This is a genomic window from Actinomadura sp. NPDC048955, assembly GCF_040649435.1.
GTDB lineage: Bacteria > Actinomycetota > Actinomycetes > Streptosporangiales > Streptosporangiaceae > Spirillospora > Spirillospora luteofluorescens.
In genome coordinates this window covers 181,737-205,508 of the sequence record NZ_JBEZJI010000008.1, presented here as the reverse complement: position 1 = coordinate 205,508, position 23,772 = coordinate 181,737, and the positions used below count along the sequence as shown (strand labels likewise).

Here is a 23,772-nt window from a genome sequence, read left to right as displayed (position 1 = left end):
GATAACGGGTTCGAGTCTTCCCTGCTGAACCGGATCAGAAATCAGCGGTTTTTCAGGAAGTTTCTTAAATCTCCGTGAACGTCACCGTCCGCAGTGGTCCCTGCTACCTTCCGTGCTATTCGACGTGGTGTCCGATCCCTGGCTTCTCATGGGTTGATCAGAGGCGCTAGAGTCCCCCTGGCCAGCGATATGCACGATTTGTCGGAAGTGAAACCGGCCGGAGACGGGGGGCAACATGGGCGGAGACCTGGGCTCGCTCTACGACGCGCACGCCGACCGCCTGTACGCCTACTGCTGGTCGCTGGTCGGCGACCAGCTCGCGGCGACGGCCGTCGGCGACACGTTCAGCGCGGCCGTGCACCAGCCGCCGCGCGGCGACAGCGTGCTCTGGCTCTACTCGCTCTCCCGGACGGCGTGCGCCGAGCGCGGCGCGTTCACCGGCGAGCCGGGCCTCGGCGCCGCCGCCGGGCGCGGCCCCCTGTTCGCCGGCCCCGACCCGCTGCTGCGCGCCGCCGGAAGCCTGCGCTCCGACCACCGCGAGGTGCTGCTGCTGTCGGCGGGCGAATGGCTCGAACCGCACGACATCGCCCGCGTCCTCGGCCTCGCGCCGGACACCGTCCTGCAGCTGCTCAACGCGGCGCGGACGCGGCTGGAGCGGGCCGTCCTCGACATCCTGATGCGCGGCGCCACCGAGGCTCGGCTCGACCTCATCGCGGCGTTCGAGAAGGGACGGCTGCCGCGGCTGCTCGCCCAGCGGGCCCCCGCTCACGCACCCGGCTGGCTGCGCGACCAGGTCCTCGCGGCCTGCGAGGAGGAGGCCGCCCGGCCGCTGCCGAGCGTCATCTCGCCGAGCCCGCTCGTCGTGATCGGACCCGAGCGGGCGGACCGCCGCAAGCGCGGCGCCTCCGGCCCGCTCTCCAAGGGCCTCGGCGCGGTCGCGGGCGTCGCCGCCTCGGCCGCCGCCGTCATCGGGCTGCTGGTGTCCTGGCCGGCGGCCAAGGGCGGCAGCGCCGCCTCGCTCACGCCGACGGCGAGCAAGGGGCAGACGCACCCGGCGTCCACGTCGAGCCACGGCGTCCCGCAGGACCCGGCGCCCGGCCTGACCGGCTCCGAGCGCGCCGACGGCGGGTCGCGGAACCCGGTGACGACCGCGTACGGCACGCCGCCGCAGCAGGCGGGCGGCTCCCCGGCCGGCGGCGCGGCGCCCGCGCCGCCCGCGACGTCGCCGTCGAAGGAGCCCGCCCGCGCGAAGCCGCCGGCCTCCGGCACCCCCTCGAAGCCGGAGCAGCCGTCCACGCCCCCGGACGACACGACGCCGACCACTCCCCCGGACACGCCGTCCGACCCGACGACCCCGCCGGACGACGGGTCCACCGACCCGACGACGCCGCCGCCGACCGGCACCCCGTCCGACCCGCCGACCGACCCGGGCACCCCGAGCCCGAGCCCCACCTCGAACCCGGCCCCCCAGCCGGGCGGCGAGGGCTGACCGGGGGTCAGATCTCCGCGGCTCCGGCGGCCGGAGGACCGGCGGGCACCGCGCCGAGCGGCGCGGGCCCGCGGCGGCGTTCGAGGAGCGAGAGCAGCCGGCCGGCGACCGCGCCGGTCAGCATGGCCACCAGGTGGCCGACGGCGGCGACCTCCAGCGTGAACAGGCCGTCCAGCAGGACGGGCACGAGCGCGCACCAGCAGGCCAGCGCGGCCAGCCGGCGGGCCCGGCCGTGCCCGTACAGGAAGGCCGCGACGAGCGCCGCGCACAGCACGTAGGACGGCCCGACGTCGGGGACGGTGCGGATGGAGTCCGACAGCAGGCCCGCCTCCAGCCGCGCCAGCGCGATGCCCTGGCTGATGAGCGTGCCGAGCACGTGCGAGGCCGTGATGAGGGCGACGGCCCGCAGGTTCCCGAACCGCCGGGTGACGGGGAACAGCCCGACCGCCGCCACGACCAGCAGCACGCCCTGCGACCCCTCGGCGACGAACGCCGAGGCGACCATCGTCCCGACCGGGTTGACCGCGAGGTTGGCCAGGTTGGTGCTGGCCCAGGCGATCAGCGCATGCCGCGCGCCCGGAGGCAGGATCAGGGCCTGCACCGTCCACATGGCCGCGAACAGTCCGAGGAACGTCAGCGGCATCGGATAGGACCGGAGGATCCGGCCGAGCCTCGCGCAACCCGTCACACCGGCAGCCTAGACCGGGACCTACGCGGCGGCCGCGCCCTCGACCGGAGAACTCCCCCGCCGCACCAGGAGCGCGGCGAGGACCGCGACGAGTGCGACGGCGCCCGCCACGGTCAGGGACGTCTGGAACCCGTCCATGAACGCGAGGTGGCTCCCGGTCGTGATGGCGTCGGCCGCCGGCTTCGACGCGCCGGGCGGTACGGGCGCCACCCCCTGCGAGACGAGCCCGCCCTGTCCTTCGAGCTGGCGCGCCGCCGCGCCGGGCAGGCCCGCTTCGGTGAGCCGCCCGAACAGCACGTCCCCGACCTTGGTCGACAGCAGCACGCCCAGCACCGACGTGCCGAGGACGCCGCCGACCTGCGCGGCGGTCTGCTGGAGGCCTCCCGCGACGCCCGCGAGGTGGGCGGGCGCGTTGCCGACGATGGCCTCGGTGCCGGCGACGATGACCATCCCGAACGCCAGGCCGACGAGCACGAACCACGGCCACAGCTGCACGTACGGGGCGTCCACCCCGATGCGCGACAGGCCGAACATCGCGGTCGCGGTGAACGCCATCCCGAGGACGAGCGGCACCCGCGGCCCGAACCGGCTGGTCAGCGCGCCCGCCACCGGGGAGGCGACGATGAACACGCCGGTCATCGGCAGCATCCGCACGCCGGCGTCCACCGGGCTCATGCCGTGCACCTGCTGCAGGTACAGGGTGATGAAGAAGATCGTCCCGAACATCCCGAAGAAGCCGAGCACGATGAGGCCGGTGGCCGCCGACAGCGACACCGACCGGAACAGCCCGAGCGGCAGCAGCGGGCGCTCCACCCGCAGCTCGTTCCAGACGAACGCGGCGAACAGCACGGCGGACGCGGCGAACGACACGAGCGGGACGGCGTGGCCGAACCCGTTCTCGCCGGCCTTGATGAGCCCCCAGACCAGGGCGAACAGCGCGCCGCTGAGCAGCGCGACGCCCGGCAGGTCGAAGGAGCCGGCGGCCTCCTCGTCCCGCGACTCGCGGATCACCCACAGGCCGACGAGCAGCGCGACCAGCCCGAGCGGGGCGTTCAGGAAGAACACCGACTCCCAGTTGACGTTCTCCACCAGCAGCCCGGCGACGATCGGGCCGCCGGCGATGGAGATGCCGACCGTGGACCCCCAGATGCCGATCGCGGCGTTGAGCCGCTCGGCCGGGAACGTGTTGCGCAGGAGGGCGAGGCTGGCCGGCTGCAGGAGGGCCCCCGCGAACCCCTGCACGACCCGCCAGAAGATCACCATGCCGAGCCCGCCCGAGAGCCCGATCAGCACCGACGACACGGCGAACCCGACGACGCCCGCGAGGAAGGTGCGCTTGCGGCCGAACCGGTCGGCGATCTTCCCCGCCGGGATCAGCGTGACGGCGAGGGCCAGCAGGTAGGCGTTGGTGACCCACTGCAGGCCGGACAGGCTCGCGCCGAGGTCCTTGGCGATCGCGGGGTTGGCGATGGACACGACGGTCGCGTCCAGCCCGACCATCATCACGCCCAGCGCGACCGCGACGAGCGTGAGCCAGGGATGCCCGTGCCCGGCCCTGGCGGGACGGCCGCGCGCCTGGTCGCGCGGGGGTATGTGGACGGCGCCCGGTTCGAGGGTCTCGGCGCCATGGGGTTGAGTCATCATCGACCTCCGGCTTGGCAGGGCTTCAAACTGTCATGGCATGACAGATGTCGTCAACTGCCCTTCGCATGCATGCGACATGTTTCACGTCACGACAGAGCGGGGTCGACGGACGATCGCCGGGCGATTACAATGCGCGCATGACCGCGACCGCCCCCGAGACCGGCACGTCCGGCCCCGGTTCCCAGCCCCCGGGCAGGCGCGAACGCAAGAAGCAGCGCACCCGAGAGGCGCTCGTCGACGCGGCGTTCACCCTCTTCGCCGAGAAGGGGTTCGACGCCACCACCGTCGAGGAGATCGCCGACGCCGTGGACGTCTCGTCCCGGACGTTCTTCCGCTACTTCGCCTCGAAAGAGGACGTCGCCCTCACCTTCCAGGAAGAGCAGACCCGCGCCGTCCTCGGCAAGTTCGCCGAACGCCCGCCGGACGAGCCGATCATGACCGCGCTGCGGCACACCGTGGTGGAGATCGCGCGGGCGTGCGAGGCCGGCGAACTCGGCTTCGACACCGGCCGCTTCGAGTGCATGCTCACGATGATGAGCGACAGCCCGACGCTGATGGCGGGCAGCCTGGAGCACGCCCAGAAGAAACAGGCGCTGCTCACCGAGGTCATCGCCGAGCGCATGGGCCTCGACCCCGCGAAGGACCTGCGCCCGCACGTCGTCGCCGCCGCCAGCACCTGCGCGTTCCAGGCCGCCGCCGACGCCACCCGCCGCCTCGGCGGGACGTTCGCCACGCTGTCGGAGACCGTTGACCAGGCCTTCGCCATCCTGGAGAACGGGCTGAACGAGCCCGCCCCGCCGCGCGACTGACCCGCCCGCGGCACGGCCCGGCCCGCGCCGGCCTGCGACGACGCATTCACCCTGTGTGTGCGCGGCGCCGGCGCGGGTACTTGTCGTGCGGTGCCGGGGGACGCCGCGTCCCCGCACGGACGAGGAGGGCGACATGGCTCCGAAGCACCCGCCCCGCGCCGGGCGCGGCGGCCGCGACCTGGAGGTCAATCCGATCTTCACGCGGGAGCCCCTGACGGTCCCGCGGTACCGGCTGCCCGCCGGGGAGATGGAGCCGTCCACCGCCTACCAGGTGGTCCACGACGAGCTGATGCTGGACGGCAACGCGCGGCTGAACCTGGCGACGTTCGTGTCCACGTGGGCCGAGCCGGAGGCTCGGATGCTGATGGCCGAGTGCGAGGCCAAGAACATGATCGACAAGGACGAGTACCCTCGCACCGCCGAGCTGGAGCTGCGCTGCGTGCGCATGCTCGCCCGGCTCTGGAACGCCGGCGACCCGCATCACGCCGTGGGCTGCTCCACCACCGGGTCCAGCGAGGCCGCGATGCTCGGCGGCCTCGCGCTCAAGCGCCGCTGGCGGGAGCGGCGGCGGGCCGCGGGCGAACCGGCGGACCGCCCCAACCTCGTCATGGGCGTCAACGTGCAGATCTGCTGGGAGAAGTTCGCGAACTACTTCGAGGTCGAGCCCCGCTACGTGCCGATGGAGGGCGACCGCTACCACCTCGGCGCGCGGGAGGCCGTGGAGCTGTGCGACGAGAACACCATCGGCGTCGTCGCCGTCCTCGGCTCCACGTTCGACGGCAGCTACGAGCCCGTGGCCGACATCGCGGCCGCGCTCGACGACCTCCAGGCGCGCACCGGGCTCGACGTCCCGATCCACGTCGACGGCGCGTCCGGCGCGATGATCGCCCCGTTCCTCGACCCGGACCTGCTCTGGGATTTCCGGCTGCCCCGGGTCGCCTCCATCAACACCTCCGGCCACAAGTACGGGCTGGTCATGCCCGGCGTGGGCTGGGCGCTGTGGCGCGACGAGGAGGCCCTGCCGGACGACCTCGTCTTCCACGTCAACTACCTCGGCGGCGACATGCCGACGTTCGCGCTGAACTTCTCGCGCCCCGGGGCGCAGGTCGTCGCCCAGTACTACAACTTCCTGCGGCTCGGCTTCGACGGGTACCGCCGCGTCCAGCAGACGTGCCGGGACGTCGCCACCCGGCTGGCCGCCGAGATCGACGGGCTCTACCCCTTCTACAAGCTCACCGGCGGTGGCGACCTCCCCGTCTTCGCGTTCCGCGTCCGGGAGGACTTCGACGGCTTCACCGTCTACGACGTCTCCGCCGCGCTGCGCGAGTCCGGCTGGCTCGTGCCCGCCTACAGCTTCCCCGAGAACCGCACCGACCTCGACGTCCTGCGCGTCGTGGTGCGCAACGGGTTCGGGCACGACCTCGCCGAGCTGTTCATGGACGACCTCCGCCGCACCACGCTCCGGCTCCGCTCCCAGAAGCAGCCCCACCGCGACCCGCGGCAGGCCAGCGGCTTCGCCCACGGCGCCGAGCCCAAGAAGGTCCAGGCCAGGAAGGTCTGACGGGCGGCCGGCGGACCGCCCGTCAGACCCGGCCGGCTCCGGGCCGGCGCGTCAGCGCGGCGCCCGGGGCAGACCGAGCCCGATCATCGCGATGAGCTCGCGCTGGATCTCGTTGACGCCGCCGCCGAAGGTCAGCACGAGCGCGCCCTTCGCGAGCCGGTCCTGGGCCTCCATGAACGCCGCCGTCTCCGGGTCGCCCGGGTCGCCGTAGCGGGCCAGGACGTCCCCGACGATGCGGCCGACCTCCTGCATCCGCTCCGAGGCGTAGATCTTGGTGGCGGACGCGTCGGCGGCGCCGAGCCAGCCGAGGTCCTGGTTCGCCGCGACCTGCCAGTTGAGGAACTCGTTGGCGCGCAGGTAGGCGTACACCTGCGCGACCGCGCGGCGCACGGCCGGCTCCTCGATGAGCGGGCGGCCGCCCGGTCCCGCGGTCGTGCGGGCCCAGCGCGCGAACCGGACGTGGGTGTGCCCGATGTTCCCGGCCGGTCCGAGCGTGACCCGCTCGTGGTTGAGCTGGTTGACGATGAGGTCCCAGCCCTTGTTCTCCTCGCCGACCAGCATGTCGGCCGGGACCCGGACGTCCTGGAAGTACGTCGAGTTGGTGTGGTGCGCGCCGTCCATCGTGATGATCGGCGTCCAGGAGAACCCCGGGTCCTTGCAGTCCACGACGAGCATCGAGATGCCCTTGTGCTTCTTGGCCTGCGGGTCGGTGCGGGCCGCGAGCCACACGTAGTCGGCGTGGTGGGCGCCCGAGGTGAAGATCTTCTGGCCGTTGACCACGTAGTGGTCGCCGTCCCGGACGGCGGTGGTGCGCAGGGCCGCGAGGTCGGTCCCGGCGCCCGGCTCGCTGTAGCCGATCGCGAAGTGGCACTCGCCGGCGAGGATGCGCGGGATGAAGTGCTCCTTGTGCGCGTCCGAGCCGTACTGCAGGATCGTCGGCGCCACCGAGTTCAGCGTGATCAGCGGGTAGGTGACCTCGGCGCGGGCGATCTCCGTGGCGAAGATCGTCTGCTCGACCGGGCCGTAGCCGCGGCCGCCGTACTCCTTCGGGAGCGCGACGCCGAGCATCCCGTCGCGGCCGAGACGCCGGCAGTGCTCCAGGTAGGGCGGGCCGAACGGGTCGGCGCGGATCGCGGCGCGCTGCTCGGCGGTCAGGCAGTTCTCGAAGTACTCGCGCAGCTCGGCGCGCAGCCGCTTCTGCTCGTCGGTCAGGTCGATGAACATTCAGGCCTCCTGGGCGATGAGGGCGCCGAGCGCGTCGAGACGGTCCTCGCCGCCGCCGAGCAGATGGCCGCAGTGCTTGCCCCAGGCGAAGTACCGGTGCAGCGGGTAGGTGATGTCCAGGCCGATGCCGCCGTGCAGGTGCTGGCAGGTGTACAGCGCCTTCACCACGGGGTCGCACGCGTTGTAGGCGGCGATGGCGAGGACCTCCTCGGCGTCGCTCGCGCCCTGCGCGAGACGCCACACGCCCGCCCACACGGCCACGTCCAGGGCCCGCTTGGCGATGTAGACGTCCCCGATCTGCATCGTGACCGCCTGGAACTGCGCGAGCGCCCGGCCGAACTGCTCGCGCGTCTTCGTGTACTCCTTCGTCAGCTCCAGCGCGCCCTCGATGACGCCGGACGCGACGGCGACCGCGCCCGCGACGGCCGAGCGGCGCAGCGTGTCCCAGGCGGCGCCGTCCGCCGTCCCGCCGAGCAGGGCGTCCGCGCCGACCCGGACGCCGTCCAGGGCGACCCGCGACAGCGGCTCGGACGTCGCCGACGGATGCTCGGTGATCGTCACGGCGGCGGGCTCCACGAGGAACACCCCGACGCCGCCGCCCTCGACGCGGGCCGGGACGAGGATCCGGGACGCCTCCCGCGCGTACGGGACGAACGTCTTCACGCCGTCCAGCACATGGCCGTCGCCGTCCGCGCGGGCCGTCGCCGCGATCTCACCGGCCGGGCCGACCTCGCGGTAGGCGCCCGTCAGGATCGTCGCGCCCTCGGTGAGCGGGGCCAGCAGGGCGCGCTGCTCCGGCGTCCCGTGCGCCCCGATCGGAACGGCCGCCAGCGCGAGCGAGGCGTACACCGGGACGGGCGCGGTGCGGACCCCGACCTCCCGCAGGATCACCGCCAGCTCCACCGGCCCGAGCCCGGCGCCGCCGGCGTCCTCGGGCAGGACGACGCCGAGCAGCCCCGCCGGCGCGAGCGCCTTCCACGTCACGTCGTCATAGGGCGCCTCGCTCTTCTCGAACGCCTCCAGCCGCTCCTGCGCGGCCTCCCGCGCGAGCACGTCCGCCGCGAGCCCCCTGATCTCTCGCTGGGTCTCGTCGAGGTCGAAGTCCACTCATCCGCTCCCTTCCAGCAGGTGCAGCCGGCCGCGGCGCTCGAACTCGGCCCGCAGCGCGGCCGCGTCCGCCGCGCTCATCGGGCGGTAGTCCAGGTCGCGGCCGGGCCGCCACCACACCGGGTCGTCGGTGCGCCAGGCGTCCCGGGCCAGCCGGCGCTTGAGGATCTTGTTGGAGGCGGTCGCGGGCAGCTCCCGCGCCACCCGCACGTACCGCGGGATCCACTTCGGGCCGAGGTCGGCGCGCCCGCGCAGGTACGCGGCGAACGCGCCCGGGTCGAAGTCGTCGGCGGCGACGGCGAGCATCACCTGGTCGCCGGACGCCGCGTCCGGGACCCCGTACACGGCGAGCTGCCGGACCCCGGGCAGCTCCGCCAGAACGCGTTCCACCTGCACGGCGCCGAAGTTCTCGCCGTCCACGCGGAGCCGGTCGCCGCTGCGCCCGGCGAAGAAGATGTAGCCGTCCGCGTCGGCGTAGGCGAGGTCGCCGCTCCAGAACATGCCGTCGCGGAGCCGGTCGGGGGCGTCCTCCTTGTAGTACCCGTCGAACAGGCCGAGGTCGCCGGTGTTGACCAGCTCCCCCACGGCCTCGTCGCCGTTCACCAGCCGTCCGGCCTCGTCGAACACGCCGGGAGGGCACGGCCGTCCCGCCGGGTCGAGGATCGCGATGCCCTCGGTCAGCCTCCCCAGCGCGCCCTGCGGGCCGAACGGGTCGGGCGCCAGCGAGATCGCGGTCTCCGTCGAGCCGTAGCCGTCGATGACGAAACACCCGAAACGCTCGCCGAACGCCTTCTGCTCCAGCGGCGCAGCCTCGTTTCCGAAGGCGAACTGCACCGGATTGTCGGCGTCGTCCTCTCCCTCCGGCGTGGCCAGCACGTACGAGAGGGCTTTGCCGACGTAGTGCAGGTAGGTGCAGCCGTGGGCGCGCACGTCCGGCAGGACGGCCGACGCCGAGAACCGGGAGCGCAGCACCAGCTCGGCCCCGGCGGCCAGCGCCGGCGCGTACGCCGCCATGACCGCGCCCGAGTGGAACAGCGGCATCGGGCAGTAGACGACCGCCTCCGGCGACAGCATGCGCTCGGCGAGCATCTCCCCCGGCACGACCACCTTCCGATGGGTGACGCGGACGGCCCGCGGCCGCCCCGACGTCCCGGAGGTGAAGATCAACATCAGCAGGGCCCCGGGGCCGGTCGCCGCGGCGCCGGGCAGCGGCGAGCCCGCGTAGGGCGCGACCAGCTCACCGAAGGCGTCCACGTCCACGACCGAGAGCCCGAGCGCGGCGGCCTTCCCGGCGTACCGCGGCTGGGTCAGCACGAGATCGCAGTCGGCGCGCTCGGCGTCGCCCGCCAGTTCGGCGCCGCTCCGCGTCGGGTTCAGCGCCACGACCACCGCCCCCGACAGCGCCGCGCCTCCGAGGAGGAACACCACCTCGGGAAGGTTGTCGAGAAGCACACCGACGTGGGCCGGCCGTTCGGGACGCGCCTCGCCGCGCATCCACGCCGCGCGGGCCGCGCACTCGGCCACGACCTCCCGCCACGTCCAGGCCCGGCCGTCGTCGGCGGACCGCAGCCCGGGGCGGTCGTCGCCCGCCCGCGCCTCCAGCAGCGCCGCGACGCTCACCGGCCCACCTCCCCGATCCGTCCCACGGCGAAAAAGTAGAACAGATTCTACTAAGTGTCCAGAGGGACGATCTCTCCCGTCCACGACCCGGTTCGCCTGGGTGTCATGGGAAACCGGACGGGCATGGGGCACCGGGGACGAGATCGCGATGAACCGATCAGATAACAGGTTCTCGCGAGAGCGGTACGCTGGGGAGGACGCGTCGGGCGACCGTGCCCGCACAGAAGGGAAGGCGACCGTGACCGCAGAGCCGACAGTGACCGGGGACGAGACCCGGGGTCAGCCGGGCGGCCAGGGCGTGCGCTCCCGCAGCCAGCACCAGCGGCGCAAGCGTATCGTCCAGGCGGCCGCGGCGCTCGCATCGCGCGGCGGGATCGAGGCGATGCAGATGCGCACCGTTTCCGAGCGCGCGGGCGTCGCCCTCGGCACCCTCTACCGCTACTTCCCGTCCAAGATGGACCTCGTCGTCGCCGTCGTCAGCGAGGAGCTCGACCTCCTCGAGGGCAGCATCGAGCGCCGCCCGCCCCGCGCCGGCGGCGCACCGGACCGCGCCGTCGAGGTGCTGATGCGCGCCACCCGCGGCCTGATGCGCGAGCCGGAGCTGGCCGAGGCGCTGATCCGCTCCCTCCTCCTGTCCGACGTCAAGACCGACTTCGGCGACCGCATGAGCGAGCTCCTCCTGCGCGCCGCGTCCGGCCCGCCGGAGGACATCCCCGCCGAGGACCCCCGCCGCCTCGTCGCCCGCGCCCTGTCCGGCATCTGGACGATGGAGATGATCGAGATGCTGCGCGGCAACGCCACCGCCGAGGAGATCCAGGCCCGCCTGGAGATCACCGCCTCCCGCCTCCTCATCGACTGAGCGACACGGGAGCGAACGCAGAGTCACCGCTTTCCCATGTGCCGCCCGCCCCTTCCCCATTAGCCTTGGACCCGTCAGAGGCCAGGACGAACAAGGGGTGCCAGTGACCGGACAGGAACCGATCCTCAGCGACGGGGTCATCATCGAGTTCATCGATGGCAAGGACGTCCCCGTCCAGCACAAGGACTTCGGTGAGCGGGCCGTCGTGATGCGCGACGCCAAGAACCCGGAGGGCCCGATCCTCTACTTCACCGAGGCCGAGTGGGACGCCTTCATCGCCGGCGTCAAGGACGGCGAGTTCGACGACCTCCTGGAAGACCCCACCGAGGCCCCGTGACGAGAAAACGCCCCCGGCCACCACCGGGGGCGTCCTCACCTGACGAACACGCGGACGGCTCAGCCGAACAGGTGGTCGGCGTGCTCGGCCGTGGCGGCGCGGACCAGCCACTGATCCAACTGCTCCTGGTCAGTGCAGGCCAGGATCCGCTCGCGCATAGCGTCCGACACCGACAGCCCCCGCGCATCGAGAACCTTCAGCACCGACTCCGCCTCCCCCTCGGCCTTACCTTCGGCGTGCGAGCGCCGGAACGGCTCGCTCTTGAACTTGTATCCGGCGGCTCCGGTTTTCACGTACCCCTCCAAGATCTTTCGGGCGCCTTTCGAGAGCACGCCCATTACCAGGTCAGTGTACAGACGACCGTTTTCCTCGTCCTCGTTCGAGATGGCGGCGAGGGCGGCGTGCGTGATTTCCAGGGACTCCTTGTCGGTCGGGATGATGTTGGCCAGTGCGGCCAAAACGGTCATCTCGGGCCGCTGTGCGGCCTGGTCGGGGGTGGTGACGAGGGGTTCCATGCCAGGACCGACCACGTACGGGACGAGGTTGAAGCCCGGGTGACCGATCTGGATCGCCTCGCGCGCCCATTCCGCCACCGATCGGCTGGGGCAGATGACGAGGAGATAGCAGGGGCACAGGAGCTTGGCGTGCAGCGAGGTCAGATAGACCGGCCAGCTGCCGTGCTTGTCGGGGTCCTTGGCGAGCTGGGTCTCGGCGATGACGCCGATGGTGGGCTCGGTGGACCCGCCTTCGCATATCTCCACGACGTTGTCGGCGACGTAGGCGGCGGGGGCCAGCTGGGTACAGCTCTCGCTCGTCGACCTGATGGTGGCCGCGTCGGACACTTCGATTCCGAAGGCGGTTTTGAGTAATTGGGCCACGACTTCCGGGTTGTCCCGGATGATCTGGATGGGTCCTTCGTGTTTGGTGCTTACCATGCGCAGAACGTTACTTGACCGCCACTGTTAGATACCGTGACTATCCAATAACCGAAAGTGTGGTGTGCATCACAGTCCGTTATTGGCGAATGTAGGTGTTCCAGTAGGTTGTTAGGGCTTGTTCGACTTTGGAGTTCAGGGAGCCCCAGAGTCGGAGGCGGGCCAGGCCGCCGTCGGGGTGGATGTCCAGGCGGACTTTTGCCACTTCTGGGGTTTTCAGGCGGTAGCGGTGGCGGGTGTCGGGTTGCAGGCGGGTGCGCTGGAGGATGACGGTCTGTTCGCCGTCGGTGGTGGTGGCCGTTAGCTGGGCTTCGGCGGGGGCGTTGAATTTCAGGTTCGTGGTGTCGAGTTCGGCCAGTTCGATGGTGCCGGGGGCGGCCAGGGCTATTTCGGCCCAGTCGTTGCCTTCGTCGCGGCGGCGGGCGGTTTCCCAGCCCTCGGCCTGGGTGCGGGCCAGGCCGGGGAACAGCATGTTGTCGGGGGACGAGTAGAAGCGGTCGGAGCAGTCGAGGACGCGGGCGCCGTTCTCCAGGGCCGCGAGGTCCACGGTCAGGCCCGTCAGGTAAGCGGGATTCGGGACGACCCTGCCGTGGACGCGGAGGCGCGCGATGCCGCCGTCCGGGAACATGTTGAGCCTGACGTGGGTGAAGACGCGTTCTGATCCGGTGGTCGGAAGAGTGTGCGCGGTGTCGCCCTTGAGGGGGGTCCTCGGGACGATCTCCAGCCAGTCGGCGGCTTCGAGTTCGGCGGGGGCCGGGTAGCCGTCGGCGAAGCAGGCCTCCACCGAGGCGTGTGGGGGGTAGTTGCCCTTGAACCAGGCGGTGTCGATGACGATGCCGTGGATCTGGCCCGGGAGGCCCAGCCGGACCAGGGCCCAGTCGTGGCCGGGGGTGCGGCGGCGGGCGGTCTCCCAGCCGTCGTAGAGCTGGCCCTTCGGGCCGAAGGTCTCCGGGTGGAACGCGGGTTTCCACGGGTTGAGCAGGTTCTCCTTCTCGGCGAAGGACTCGTCGCTGGCGGCGACGACCGACCCGCCGAGCGTGCGGACGGCCAGGTCCGGCAGGGACGTGAAGTCGGTCATCGTGCCTCCGGTCGGGTGAGCAGGCGTCCGGCCGGGGCGTCGCCGACGCGTGCGCCGCGCAGCCAGGTGGCCTGGACGACGCCCGTCAGCGTTCTGCCCTCGTACGGGGTGACGGGGTGGCGGTGGTGGAGGGACGCGGGGTCGACGGTGAAGGTCGCGTCGGGGGCGAAGGCGACGAGGTCGGCGTCGTTTCCGGGGGCGATGGCGCCCTTGCCGGGGACGGCGGCGAGTGCGGCGGGGGCCTCGGACATCCAGCGGGCGACAGCGGCCAGGTCGTGGCCGCGTGCGCGGGCGGCCGTCCAGACGGCGGGCAGCCCGAGTTGCAGGGACGAGATGCCGCCCCACGCGGTGGCGAAGTCGCCGCGTTTCAGGTCGGGCGTGCAGGGCGAGTGGTCGGTGACGACGCAGGAGATCGTGCCAGAGGCGAGGCCCTGCCAGAGCCGGTCGCGGTTGGCGGCGTCGCGGATGGGCGGGCAGCATTTGAACGCGGCGGTCCCGGCGTCGCCGTCGCAGAGGGTCAGGTAGTGCGGGCAGGTCTCGGCGGTCACCGGGAGGCCGCCGGCCTGCGCCGCGGCGAGGACGTCCAGGCAGTCGGCCGCCGAGAGGTGCAGGATGTGGGCGCGCGCGCCGGTCTCCTCCACCAGCCGGACGACCCGTTCGACGGCCCGGCGTTCGGCGGACGGCGGCCGCGAGGTGAGGAACGCGGCGTAGTCGCCGCCGGACGGCGGGGACAGCGCGGCGGGGTCCTCGGCGTGCACGATGACCAGGCCGCCGAAGGAGGCGATCTCCTGGAAGGCCGCCTTCATCTCGGCGGGCGCCAGGGGCGGGAACTCCGGGACGCCCGAGTCGGAGGTGAAGCACTTGAATCCGAAGACGCCGAGGTCGTGCAGCGGGCGCAGCGAGGGCGTGTTGCCGGGGATCGCGCCGCCCCAGAAGCCGACGTCCACGGCGCAGGCGCCTTCGGCGGCGGCGCGTTTGGCCGCGAGCGCGGCCGGGTCGACGGTCGGGGGCAGCGAGTTGAGCGGCATGTCGACGAGCGTGGTGACGCCGCCCGCCGCCGCGGCGCGGGTCGCGGTGGCGAAGCCCTCCCATTCGGTGCGGCCCGGCTCGTTGATGTGGACGTGGGTGTCGACGAGCCCGGGGAGCAGCGCGACGTCGCCCAGGTCCACCGAGGCGGGCGTGTCGTAGGGCGAGATCGCGGTGATGCGGCCGGAACGGATCGAGACGGCCGCCGGCCGCTCTCCCTCCGGCAGGACGGTCCGGCGGGAACGGATGACGAGGTCGTCCCCGGTCACGGGCCGGCCACGATGTGCTCCGGCCGGACGGGGACCCGTGTCAGCGCCTTGCCCGTCGCGTCCCTGATCGCGGCGACGACGGCGGGCGTGGACGACAGCGTGGGCGGCTCCCCGGCGCCGCGGAGCCCGTAGGGCGCCTCCGGGTCGGGGTTCTCCAGGATGTCCAGGCGCATCGGCGGCATGTCGAGGATGGTGGGGATCAGGTAGTCGGTGAAGGACGGGTTGCGGACCAGGCCGCCCGTCACGACGATCTCCTCCATCAGCGCGAGGCCGAGGCCCTGCGCGGTGCCGCCGTGGATCTGCCCCTCCAGCGCGGTCCGGTTGAGGATCCGGCCGACGTCCTGGACGGCGGCGAGCTCGACGACCTTGACGAGGCCGAGGTCGACGTCCACGTCGACGACGGCGCGGTGCACGCAGAGCGCGAGCTGGGTGTGGCTGCGGCCCTGGCCGGTGACCGGGTCCAGGGGGGTGGTGGGCCGGTGGTGGTACTCGCGGGTCTCCTCGATGGCGGTGTCGCCGAGGACGTCCTCGATCGTGCCGAGCACGCCCCCGGCCCGCGACACGATCTTCCCGCCGGCGACGGCGAGGTCGGTGCGGCCGAAGCGGCGCGCGGCGAGGGCGAGCAGTTCGGCGCGGACCGCTTCGCAGGCCGTCTTGACCGCCCCGCCCGTCATGTACGACTGGCGGGACGCGCTGGAGGACCCGGCGTCGCCGACCCGGTTGTCGGCCGGGGCGATCGTGACCTTCTGGACGCCGAGCTCGGTCCGCGCGATCTGCGCCTTGACCGTGACGAGGCCCTGCCCGACCTCGGCGGCGGCGGTGTGCACGAGGGCGGTGGCCTCGCCGCCGATGACCTCCAGCCGGACGCGGGCCGTGGACAGGTCGTCGAAGCCCTCGGAGAAGCAGATGTTCTTGATCCCGACGCCGTAGCCGACGCCGCGCACGACGCCCTCACCGTGGGTCGTCTGGGAGACGCCGCCCGGCAGGTTCCGCAGGTCGGAGCGGTCCGGGTCGGGAGGCATCGGCATGGCCTCCAGCCGGGTGAGCATCTCGGCGAGCGGCGCGGGCGACTCGATGACCTGCCCGGTCGCGAGCCTGGACCCCTGGGAGACGGCGTTGCGGCGGCGTACCTCGACCGGGCCGAGCCCGCAGGCGGCGCCCAGTTTGTCCATCATCGACTCGTAGGCGAAGCATGCCTGGACGGCACCGAAGCCGCGCATCGCACCGCACGGCGGGTTGTTGGTGTAGACGCCGTACCCGTCGATACGGATGTTGGGGATCTCGTAGGGGCCGACGCCCAGCGAGGCGGCGTTCCCGACGACGTTCATGGTGGACGAGGTGTACGCGCCGCCGTCCAGGACGATCTCGACGTCGGCGTAGAGGAGCCGTCCGTCCCGCGTGGCGCCGAACTCGTACCGCATCTGCGCGGGATGCCGGTGGACGTGCCCGAAGAACGACTCGTACCGGTTGTACGACATCTTCACGGGCCGGCCGGTGTGCAGCGCCAGCATCGCCGCGTGGATCTGCATCGACAGGTCCTCGCGTCCACCGAAGGCGCCGCCGACGCCGGCGAGCGTCATGTGGATCTGGTCCTCGCGCAGCGCGAGGCAGGGCGCGATCTGCTTGAGGTCGTTGTGGATCCACTGCGTGGAGACGTGCAGGTCGACGCCGCCGTCCTCGGCCGGGATCGCCAGGCCCGCCTCGGGCCCGAGGAACGCCTGGTCCTGGATGCCGACCTCGTACTCGCCGGACACCACGACGGCCGCCTCGGCCCTGGCCGCGTCCACGTCCCCGACCCGGACCGGCTGGTGCCGGGTGATGCCGCCGCGGTCCTGGACCTTCAGGCCCTCCGGGTCGGCGATCACCGCGCGCGGGTCGGTGACCGGCTCCAGCACCTCGTACTCGACGGCGATCCGGTCCATCGCGCGGCGCGCCGTCTCGGGGTGGTCGGCGGCGACGAGCGCGACCGGCTCGCCCTGGTGCCGTACCTGGTCGATGGCGAGGACGGGCTGGTCGTCGGTGTGGTCGATGCCGAACACCTTGCGGCCGGGCACGTCCTCGTGGGTGAGGACGGCGCGGACGCCGGGCAGCGCGAGGGCGGGCCCGACGTCGAGCGACCGGATCCGCGCCCGGGGGTGCGGGCTGCGGAGCGTCGCGCCCCACAGCATCCCGTCCAGCCACAGGTCGGAGGCGTAGGCGAACTCGCCGGCGACCTTGAGGGCGCCGTCCGGGCGCAGGGGGCTCTCGCCGACTCCGCCGATGCCGGGGGTGGCCGTGTGGGCCGGGCTCCTGGTCGGGGACGTCATTCAGAGCACCTCCTCGGCGAGGCGCATCAGGCGGCGGTGGGCGTCCGCGCCGCGCCGCCCGGCCTCGTCCTGCGGGACGGTGACGAGCGTGTCGCCGTCCACGACGGTGCGCCCGCCGACGAGCAGGCGCTCCAGCGGCGGCGTCGGCCCGAACGCCAGCGCGACGACGGGGTCGTCGACGGCGGCGCGGAAGCCGTCGATCCGCCACAGCGCGATGTCGGCGAGCCGGCCGGGCGCGAGGGCGCCGAGCTCGTCGTCGCGGCCGAGGCAGCGGGCGCCGCCGAGCGTCGCCATCTCCAGGGCCTGCCGGGCGTTCAGCGCGGTCGGCCCGTACCGGGCGCGCTGCATGTAGATCGCCTGCCGCAGCTCCCCGGCCAGCGGGACGAGTTCGGCCGACGCCGCCCCGTCGACGCCGAGCCCGACCGCCGCGCCCGCCTCCAGCAGGTGCGACACGCGGGCGATCCCGGCGCCGAGGCGGGCGTTGGAGCTCGGGCAGTGCGCCGTTCCGGTACGGGTCTCGGCGAGCCGCTTGACGTCGGTGTCGTGCAGGTGGACGCAGTGCGCGAGCCACACGTCGGGGCCCAGCCAGCCGATCGAGTCCACGTACTCGGTGGGCGTCATGCCGAACTGCTCGCGCGTGTGCTCCTCCTCGTCGAGCGTCTCGGCGAGGTGGGTGTGCAGGCGCACGCCCTTGGCGCGCGCCAGCCGGGCCGACTCGACCAGCAGGTCCCGCGTGACGGAGAACGGCGAGCAGGGCGCGACGGCGACGCGCAGCAGGGAGCCGGGCGAGGGGTCGTGGTACCGGTCGATCGCGGCCTCGGTCTCGGCGAGGATGGTGTCGATGTCCTCGACGACCTCGTCCGGGGGCAGCCCGCCCTGCGACTCGCCCCGGTCCATCGATCCCCGGCACGGATGGAACCGGACGCCGATCTCCCGGGCGGCCTCGATCTCGGCCGCGAACAGGTCGCCGCGTCCCTTGGGGAACAGGTAGTGGTGGTCGGTGGACGTCGTGCAGCCCGACTTGGCGAGCCATCCGAGCCCGGCGGTGGCGGCGCCGCCGACGACCTCGGCGTCCATCTTCGACCACGGCTTGTAGAGGGTGGTCAGCCACTCGAACAGGGTGCCGTCGACGGCCGCGCCCTGGCTGGCCCACTGGTAGAGGTGGTGGTGGGAGTTGACCAGGCCGGGGGTGGCGAGGCAGCCCGTGCCGTCGATGCGCTCCGCGCCGGGTCCGGTCTCCGGCGCGGGGCCCGGTCCGACCGCCGTGATCCGGTCGCCCTCGACCACGATGTGGCCGCCCGGGTACTCGTCCCCGGACACGGTGGCCACGTGGGCGTTCTCGATGACGACGCGCCTCATCGCGCGGCCGCCCTGCGCTCGGCCGCGAGGCGCACCGCGTCGAGGATCTTCTCGTAGCCGGTGCAGCGGCACAGGTTCCCGGCCAGCGCCTCGCGGATCTCCGCGTCGGACGGCGCCGGGTTCCGCTCGATCAGGTCGTGCGTCTGGACGATCAGGCCGGGCGTGCAGAACCCGCACTGGACGGCCCCCGCCTCGACGAACGCCTCCTGGACGGCGTCGAGCCGCTCCTCGCCGGGCGGCCCCTGCGCCAGCCCCTCCACGGTGACGACCTCGCGGTCCTGCGCCTGGCCCGCGGCGACCAGGCAGGCGCACACCGGCACGCCGTCCAGGTAGACGGTGCACGAGCCACATTCGCCCTGTTCGCAGGCGTTCTTTGAACCGGGGAGGCCCATTCGCTCGCGGAGCATGTAGAGCAGGCTCTCGCCCTCCCACACCTCGTCCACGGCCTCCTCGGACCCGTTGACGGTCAGGTTCACGCGCATCACGAGGCCGCCTTTCCCACGGTCGTCTTGCGGTGGTCGTTCCAGGCCCAGGTGAGCGTGCGGCGCGCCAGCACCGCCAGGGCGTGGCCGCGGTAGCCGCCCGTCCCGCGGACGTCGTCGATCGGCGACGCCGCGTCCCGCACCAGTTCGCCGAAGCGCCGTGCGGCGGCCTCGGCGAGCGGGCCGCGCCCGTCCCAGTCCAGCTCGGCGGAGATGAACGCCTCGGCCTCGGCGGCGCGGCGCGGGGTCGGGGCGGCCGAGCCGAGGCCGGTGCCGACGCGGCGCTCGCCCGGGTGCAGCGCGACGGCGAAGGAGCAGACCGCGATCACCATCGCGTTCCGGGTGCCGATCTTGGAGAAGTACTGCGGGCCGGACGCGGGCGGCGCCCAGAACGCGCGGATCAGCTCGTCCGGCGCGAGCGCGTTGCGCTTCACGCCGGTGAAGAACTCCGCGACCGGGATCATCCGGACGCCGCGCTCGGCCGACTCGGCCTCGATCACCGCGTCCCCGGCCAGCAGCGGCGGATGGCCGTCCCCGGCGGGCGACGCGGCGCCGAGGTTGCCGCCGACCGTGCCGCGGTTGCGGATCTGCGGCGACCCGACCGTGCGGGACGCCTGGGCGAGGCCGGGCAGCCGCCCGCCCAGCTCGGTGATCAGCCGCGCGTAGGGGACGCCGGCGCCGACGCGGAGCCGGCCGTCCGCGGTGTCCCACGCGGTGAGGGCGCGGATCCGGGTCAGGTCGAGCAGCGCCTCGGGCCGCCGCGCGTCGAAGTTGATCTCGACCATGACGTCGGTGCCGCCCTGGACGGGCAGGGCACCGGGCCGCGCGGCCTTGGCGGCCAGCGCGTCCTCCCAGGTCAGCGGTCGCAAGAAGTCCATGTCTCAGTATTCCTCCGGGACGGCGGTCTCAGTCGAAGGCCACCGGTGCGGCGGGCGCGTCGTCGGTCAGCACCGTGCCTTCGATGAGCCCGTACGGGCGGTCCGCCGCGAAATAGACCTCGTTGTCGTTGTCCAGGCCGAACGGCTCCAGATCGACCAGGAAGTGGTGCTTGTTGGGCAGCGACAGCCTGACCTCGCAGATCTCCGGCCGCTCGGTGAGGACGCGGCGCCCCATCTGGTAGAGCGTCTGCTGGAGCGACAGGCTGTGCGTCTCGGCGAACGCGCGCAGCAGGCCGTCGCGGGCGGCGGCGTAGGAGTCGTCCCAGCCCGCGGTGGTGCCGCGGTGCCGCCACCGGGCGGTGACCGCCGTGGCGAGGATCCGGTCGTCCGTCGGTTCGAGCGTCGTGTACTCGTCCCGGGCGAAGCCGTGGAACTCGCTTCCGGTGGAGTTGAGGACGACCAGGTCGGTGAGGCCCGAGACGACCGACTCCGCCTCGCCGCCGTGGACCAGGGCCGTGCGCACCTCGCCGCCGTCCCGGACGAACGAGTGCCCGCCCGCGATGCGCCGCCAGCCGTACTCGCGGATCTCCACCCGGGCGTGCGCGACCGCGGGCTGGGAGGCCGTGAAGTGCCGCGCGAGCAGGAGGCCGAAGTCCTCGATCGCGCCGATGCCGTGCTCGCGGGCGAACGCGAACACGGTGTTCTTCTGGGTGTCGGTGGGCAGCACGGCGGCGTTGTCGCCGGTCAGGTGGACCTCGTCCATCGCTCCGGACAGCGCCACGCTGACGTTCAGGTCCCTGATCCGGTGGGTGCCGCCGTCCCGCGTCACGCGCACGACGCGCGTCTCCGCCTTGCCGTAGCGGTTGGGCCCGAGAACGATCGCCACTAGCTCCCCCGGTACGTCGAGTACGCGAACGGGCTGATCAGGAGGGGGACGTGGTAGTGCCGGCCCGGGTCGTCGATGGTGAACGCGACCGTGACCTCGGGGTAGAAGTCCGACAGTCCCTCGGTGGCGAAGGTCAGCCGGTGCACCCCCTCGCCGGGCTCGGCGCCCCACTCCCGGACGCGGCCGTCGGCGTCGGTGCGGGCCTCGGCGAGCGGAGTCCAGCCGCCGCCCGCGTCGCGGCGCTCCAGCCGGACGGCCACGCCCGCGGCGGGCATCCCCTTCGCCGCGTCGAGTACGTGGGTCGAAAGGCTCACGCGTCCTCCTCCATCAGCCTGGCCAGCCGCAGGTCGACGATCTCCGCCAGTTCCCGGCGGACGGCGTCGCGTTCGGCGTCAGGGTCGTTGCCGAGCCGTTCCCGCAGCGCGGCGAGCATCTCCAGCGCGGAGCGCCCGGACGCGCGGATCAGGAACACGTGGCCGAAACGCTCCTCGTAGGCGCGGTTTCCCGCTATCAGGGCGTCCTGAACGTCGGCCGGCGCCGCGGCCGCCCCTGCCTGCTCCCCTCGCGACCACCGGGCCTCCCGCGCGGCGCCGCCCACCCGGTCCCCGATGCGGGGATGCGCCGCGAGCGCCTCCTCGACGTCCGCCCACTCCAGGTCGTCCAGTGCGCGCCTCGACGCGGCGCGCAGCGCGGCGGGATCGGCGTAGGCCCGGCCGCCGACCTCGGCGATCCACCGGCGGGACGCGCAGCACGCCGCCAGCTCCTCGCTGCTCGGTTCCACCACGCTTGCAGTACACAAGCCCGCCCCGGGCGCGGTCGAGTCACAGGACGTCCGAAGCGAGGCCATGGTCGCGCGCGGTCTTTTGTAGCTTGCTACACATGAAGCTGCGTTCGCTGCTCGCGATGCCCGGGCTGCGGCTGGAGGTCGTCAGCGGGGAGGACGAGCTCGACCGGCCGATCCGCTGGGTCGTCACCACCGACCTGATCGACCCCGGCCGCTATCTGCGCGGCGGCGAGCTCGTGCTCACCGGCCTCGTCTGGCGGACGGGCCCGGCCGACTCGGAGGCGTTCGTCGCGGCCCTCGCCGGGGCGGGCGTGTCGGGGCTGGCCGCGTGGGACCTCACGCTCGGCGCCATCCCGGACGATCTCGTGGCGGCGTGCCGCCGGCACCGGCTGCCGCTGTTCAAGGTCCCCGAGGACGTGGCGTTCGCGACCGTGACCGAGGAGGTCGTCCGGCACCTGTCCGGCGCACGCGCGGCCGATCTCACCGCCCTGCTGGACCGGCACCGCCGCCTGGTCGAGGGGACCGGGCTCGGCGCCGTCCTCGACCTCGTCGGCCACTGCCACGTCCTCACCCCGACCGGGCGGGTCGTCGCGGGGCCGCCGCCCGCCGCCCCGGCCGCTCTGGCCTCCGCGTTCCTCACCGCGCCCCGGCTGCCGCACCACGTCCCGGGCCAGGACATGTCGCTCTTCCCGGTGTCCCCCGGCGACACGCCGCGGGTCGCCGACTGGTTCGTGGCGCTGGAGGGGGACTTCGCCGACTGGCCGCCCGAACGCCACACGATGGCCGGGGAGCTGGCCGCGATCGTCGACCTCGAACGGGCCCGCCTCCGCGCCGACGACCGCTCGTCCCAGGACATCGTGACCGCCGCCTTCTCCGGGGACGATCTACCGAAGTCCGCGGAGCTCGTCTCCCCGGTCGTGGCGGTCGCCGCGTCCGCGCAGGGCCCGCTGCGTCCGGGCGAGCTGCGCACCGTCCTCGCCGAGGTCGTGGGCGTGCCGCGGCCGGTGGTCGGGCTGCTGGACGGGGAGGCCGTCGCGCTCGTCCCGTCCGGCGGGCTGGACGTCGCCGCCGCCGTCCAGGACGCCCTCGGTTTCCTCGCCCCCGGTCTGGCGGGCACCCGCGTGGCCGTCGGGGTGAGCGGCGCCGCCGTGCCCCCCGACCTGCGCGGCGCCATCGAGGAGGCGCGCCACGCCCGCCGCCTCGCCGCGACCCGTCCCTCCCCAGTGTGCGTCGTCCGGCACGAGGAGCTCGCGACCCACGTTCTGCTGCTCGCCAGCGTGCCGGACGACGTCCGGCAGATGTTCCGGGTGCGCCTCCTGGACCCGCTGCACTCCTACGACGACGTCCACGGAGCCGGCCTCGTCCAGACGCTGGAGACGTTCCTGAGGAACTCCGGGTCGTGGACGCGCTGCGCCGAGGAGCTCCATCTCCACGTCAACTCGGTCCGGTACCGCGTCCAGCGCATCCAGGATCTGACCGGCCGGGACCTGTCCCGGATGGAGGACCGGGTCGACTTCTTCCTCGCCCTCCTCGTCTGACCGCGCCGGCTCCGGGCGCGCGTCAGGCCGTGGTGTGCCGCAGGAGCGCGGGGACGACCGTGTCCCAGGTCCGGCGCGGGAGCTCGCTGCCCGTGCCGGGCAGGACGAGGAGCTCGGCGGACGGGATCTCGGCGGCCAGCGCCCGGCCGTTGCCCAGCGGGAAGAAGGGGTCGTCCTCCCCGTGGACGACGAGGGTCGGGGCGGCGATCTCCGGGAGGCGCTCGCGCCAGCGGTCGCCGGAGTCCAGGGCCGCGAAGACCGTCCCCATCTGGTTCGCCCGGTGCGCCTTGCCGGGGTCGGCTCCCGTCACGGTGCGGTCGAAGATCCGCTCGATGTTCGCGCGGGCCTCGGCCTCGTCGAAGGACGGGCCCGACATGTGGCGGGCGTTCTCGACCTGGAAGGCGACCACGGACTCCCGGTCCGCCCAGTCGACCTTCGGCCGCTCCATGAAGCGGGCCATCAGCTCCGGGGCGTGGTCGGGCAGGTCGGCGTCGGCCGGCCCCGGGGCGGTGGGCCTGGTCGCGATGAGGGTGAGGGTGGTGACGCGGGCCGGGTGGTCCAGGGCGAGGAGCTGGGCGATCCAGCCGCCGACGCCGAACCCGGCGACGTGCGCGGACGGCAGCCCGAGGGCGTCGAGGACGCCGGCGGCGTCGGCGACGAGGTCGCGCAGCGTGTAGCGGGGGGCCTCGGGGTCGGCGGTCTCGGACCGGCCCGTGTCGCGCAGGTCGTAGCGGACGGCGAACCTGCGCAGCGCGGCGAGGCGCTCGCACAGGTCGTCCGGCCACGTGAGCATCGTGTTGCCGATCAGCAGGATCGGCGGGTCGGACGGATCACCGAACGTCTCCGCGCACAGTTCCGCCCCGCCCGCCTTGATGAGTTTCTCCATGGAGGGG

General features: G+C 73.2%; 22 protein-coding genes. 6 read left to right on the top strand and 16 right to left on the bottom strand.

Going from position 1 to position 23,772, the window contains the following annotated elements; translation table 11 throughout:
• The first annotated feature begins 235 nt into the window (after positions 1-235).
• Positions 236-1,489: a hypothetical protein gene (locus tag AB0C84_RS11555; RefSeq protein WP_361064191.1), complete on the top strand. Its 1,254-nt coding sequence runs from the start codon at positions 236-238 to the stop codon at positions 1,487-1,489.
• Between the two features lie 7 nt (positions 1,490-1,496).
• Here the strand turns inward: AB0C84_RS11555 and AB0C84_RS11550 are convergent, their stop codons facing one another.
• Both AB0C84_RS11550 and AB0C84_RS11545 read right to left on the bottom strand, forming a co-directional pair.
• On the bottom strand, positions 1,497-2,177 hold the full coding sequence (locus AB0C84_RS11550; RefSeq protein WP_361064188.1) for a rhomboid-like protein: 681 nt from the start codon (positions 2,175-2,177) through the stop codon (positions 1,497-1,499).
• 21 nt (positions 2,178-2,198) lie between these two features.
• Positions 2,199-3,818, bottom strand: coding sequence for an MFS transporter (locus tag AB0C84_RS11545; protein ID WP_361064185.1), 1,620 nt, complete (start codon positions 3,816-3,818; stop codon positions 2,199-2,201).
• Positions 3,819-3,958: 140 nt separating this feature from the next.
• Here AB0C84_RS11545 and AB0C84_RS11540 point away from each other — a divergent pair, with 140 nt between their 5' ends.
• Positions 3,959-4,630, top strand: a complete 672-nt coding sequence (locus AB0C84_RS11540; RefSeq protein WP_258943425.1) for a TetR family transcriptional regulator — start codon at positions 3,959-3,961, stop codon at positions 4,628-4,630.
• Between the two features lie 133 nt (positions 4,631-4,763).
• Positions 4,764-6,191 carry a glutamate decarboxylase gene (locus AB0C84_RS11535; protein ID WP_361064181.1) on the top strand — a complete coding sequence of 476 codons (1,428 nt, stop codon included), beginning with the start codon at positions 4,764-4,766 and terminating at the stop codon, positions 6,189-6,191.
• A 51-nt stretch (positions 6,192-6,242) separates the two neighbouring features.
• Here the strand turns inward: AB0C84_RS11535 and AB0C84_RS11530 are convergent, their stop codons facing one another.
• Genes AB0C84_RS11530 through AB0C84_RS11520 form a run of 3 tightly spaced genes read right to left on the bottom strand, consistent with a single transcriptional unit; the run spans position 6,243 to position 10,142 of the window.
• On the bottom strand, positions 6,243-7,415 hold the full coding sequence (locus tag AB0C84_RS11530) for an acyl-CoA dehydrogenase family protein (protein WP_361064178.1): 1,173 nt from the start codon (positions 7,413-7,415) through the stop codon (positions 6,243-6,245).
• A complete protein-coding gene (locus AB0C84_RS11525) occupies positions 7,416-8,522 on the bottom strand; it encodes an acyl-CoA dehydrogenase family protein (protein ID WP_361064175.1) in 1,107 nt (368 codons plus the stop codon). It abuts the gene before it with no gap.
• Positions 8,523-10,142, bottom strand: a complete 1,620-nt coding sequence (locus tag AB0C84_RS11520) for an AMP-binding protein (RefSeq protein WP_361064172.1) — start codon at positions 10,140-10,142, stop codon at positions 8,523-8,525.
• A gap of 238 nt (positions 10,143-10,380) precedes the next feature.
• Between AB0C84_RS11520 and AB0C84_RS11515 the strand changes: the two genes are divergently transcribed.
• Positions 10,381-11,001, top strand: a complete 621-nt coding sequence (locus AB0C84_RS11515; protein WP_258943421.1) for a TetR family transcriptional regulator — start codon at positions 10,381-10,383, stop codon at positions 10,999-11,001.
• 103 nt (positions 11,002-11,104) lie between these two features.
• Entirely contained in the window at positions 11,105-11,338 is a 234-nt protein-coding gene (locus AB0C84_RS11510) for a DUF397 domain-containing protein (RefSeq protein ID WP_089314270.1), read from the top strand.
• Positions 11,339-11,397: 59 nt separating this feature from the next.
• Here AB0C84_RS11510 and AB0C84_RS11505 read toward each other — a convergent pair whose 3' ends face one another.
• The 10 genes from AB0C84_RS11505 to uraD all read right to left on the bottom strand — a co-directional run bounded on the left by AB0C84_RS11505 (position 11,398) and on the right by uraD (position 21,341).
• Entirely contained in the window at positions 11,398-12,273 is an 876-nt protein-coding gene (locus AB0C84_RS11505; protein ID WP_361064168.1) for a hypothetical protein, read from the bottom strand.
• A gap of 79 nt (positions 12,274-12,352) precedes the next feature.
• The gene (gene alc, locus AB0C84_RS11500; RefSeq protein ID WP_361064165.1) at positions 12,353-13,351 is read right to left on the bottom strand and encodes an allantoicase; all 999 of its coding nucleotides are present in this window, start codon (positions 13,349-13,351) and stop codon (positions 12,353-12,355) included.
• Positions 13,348-14,646 carry an allantoinase AllB gene (gene allB / locus AB0C84_RS11495; protein ID WP_361064162.1) on the bottom strand — a complete coding sequence of 433 codons (1,299 nt, stop codon included), beginning with the start codon at positions 14,644-14,646 and terminating at the stop codon, positions 13,348-13,350. Before allB ends, alc begins: the two co-directional genes overlap by 4 nt.
• The gene (pucD, locus tag AB0C84_RS11490) at positions 14,643-16,952 is read right to left on the bottom strand and encodes a xanthine dehydrogenase subunit D (RefSeq protein WP_361064159.1); all 2,310 of its coding nucleotides are present in this window, start codon (positions 16,950-16,952) and stop codon (positions 14,643-14,645) included. The genes allB and pucD overlap by 4 nt, the downstream gene beginning before the upstream one ends.
• On the bottom strand, positions 16,953-18,311 hold the full coding sequence (locus tag AB0C84_RS11485) for an 8-oxoguanine deaminase (RefSeq protein WP_361064156.1): 1,359 nt from the start codon (positions 18,309-18,311) through the stop codon (positions 16,953-16,955).
• Entirely contained in the window at positions 18,308-18,793 is a 486-nt protein-coding gene (locus AB0C84_RS11480; RefSeq protein WP_179843498.1) for a (2Fe-2S)-binding protein, read from the bottom strand. The genes AB0C84_RS11485 and AB0C84_RS11480 overlap by 4 nt, the downstream gene beginning before the upstream one ends.
• Positions 18,793-19,671, bottom strand: coding sequence for an FAD binding domain-containing protein (locus AB0C84_RS11475; protein ID WP_361064153.1), 879 nt, complete (start codon positions 19,669-19,671; stop codon positions 18,793-18,795). The genes AB0C84_RS11480 and AB0C84_RS11475 overlap by 1 nt, the downstream gene beginning before the upstream one ends.
• A gap of 28 nt (positions 19,672-19,699) precedes the next feature.
• Positions 19,700-20,557 carry a factor-independent urate hydroxylase gene (gene pucL, locus AB0C84_RS11470; protein WP_361064150.1) on the bottom strand — a complete coding sequence of 286 codons (858 nt, stop codon included), beginning with the start codon at positions 20,555-20,557 and terminating at the stop codon, positions 19,700-19,702.
• Entirely contained in the window at positions 20,557-20,871 is a 315-nt protein-coding gene (uraH, locus tag AB0C84_RS11465) for a hydroxyisourate hydrolase (RefSeq protein WP_179843501.1), read from the bottom strand. Before uraH ends, pucL begins: the two co-directional genes overlap by 1 nt.
• Positions 20,868-21,341: a 2-oxo-4-hydroxy-4-carboxy-5-ureidoimidazoline decarboxylase gene (gene uraD, locus AB0C84_RS11460; protein WP_258943413.1), complete on the bottom strand. Its 474-nt coding sequence runs from the start codon at positions 21,339-21,341 to the stop codon at positions 20,868-20,870. Before uraD ends, uraH begins: the two co-directional genes overlap by 4 nt.
• 95 nt (positions 21,342-21,436) lie before the next feature.
• On the opposite strand from uraD, the gene AB0C84_RS11455 reads away from it, so the two are divergent.
• Entirely contained in the window at positions 21,437-22,879 is a 1,443-nt protein-coding gene (locus AB0C84_RS11455; protein WP_361064145.1) for a PucR family transcriptional regulator ligand-binding domain-containing protein, read from the top strand.
• 22 nt (positions 22,880-22,901) lie between these two features.
• Here the strand turns inward: AB0C84_RS11455 and AB0C84_RS11450 are convergent, their stop codons facing one another.
• Complete coding sequence (locus AB0C84_RS11450; RefSeq protein ID WP_361064142.1) at positions 22,902-23,765, bottom strand: alpha/beta hydrolase; 864 nt, start codon at positions 23,763-23,765, stop codon at positions 22,902-22,904.
• Between the last annotated feature and the right edge of the window lie 7 nt (positions 23,766-23,772).

Bases quoted from the DNA above. Each gene is read 5' to 3' on its own strand.
- AB0C84_RS11485 (WP_361064156.1), bottom strand. From the start codon at position 18,311: ATGAGGCGCGTCGTCATCGAGAACGCCCACGTGGCCACCGTGTCCGGG.
- AB0C84_RS11530 (WP_361064178.1), bottom strand. From the start codon at position 7,415: ATGTTCATCGACCTGACCGACGAGCAGAAGCGGCTGCGCGCCGAGCTG.
- AB0C84_RS11545 (WP_361064185.1), bottom strand. From the start codon at position 3,818: ATGACTCAACCCCATGGCGCCGAGACCCTCGAACCGGGCGCCGTCCAC.
- AB0C84_RS11505 (WP_361064168.1), bottom strand. From the start codon at position 12,273: ATGGTAAGCACCAAACACGAAGGACCCATCCAGATCATCCGGGACAAC.
- pucD (WP_361064159.1), bottom strand. From the start codon at position 16,952: ATGACGTCCCCGACCAGGAGCCCGGCCCACACGGCCACCCCCGGCATC.
- AB0C84_RS11455 (WP_361064145.1), top strand. From the start codon at position 21,437: ATGAAGCTGCGTTCGCTGCTCGCGATGCCCGGGCTGCGGCTGGAGGTC.
- alc (WP_361064165.1), bottom strand. From the start codon at position 13,351: ATGACCGACTTCACGTCCCTGCCGGACCTGGCCGTCCGCACGCTCGGC.
- AB0C84_RS11475 (WP_361064153.1), bottom strand. From the start codon at position 19,671: ATGGACTTCTTGCGACCGCTGACCTGGGAGGACGCGCTGGCCGCCAAG.
- AB0C84_RS11540 (WP_258943425.1), top strand. From the start codon at position 3,959: ATGACCGCGACCGCCCCCGAGACCGGCACGTCCGGCCCCGGTTCCCAG.
- AB0C84_RS11450 (WP_361064142.1), bottom strand. From the start codon at position 23,765: ATGGAGAAACTCATCAAGGCGGGCGGGGCGGAACTGTGCGCGGAGACG.
- AB0C84_RS11480 (WP_179843498.1), bottom strand. From the start codon at position 18,793: ATGCGCGTGAACCTGACCGTCAACGGGTCCGAGGAGGCCGTGGACGAG.
- AB0C84_RS11555 (WP_361064191.1), top strand. From the start codon at position 236: ATGGGCGGAGACCTGGGCTCGCTCTACGACGCGCACGCCGACCGCCTG.
- AB0C84_RS11535 (WP_361064181.1), top strand. From the start codon at position 4,764: ATGGCTCCGAAGCACCCGCCCCGCGCCGGGCGCGGCGGCCGCGACCTG.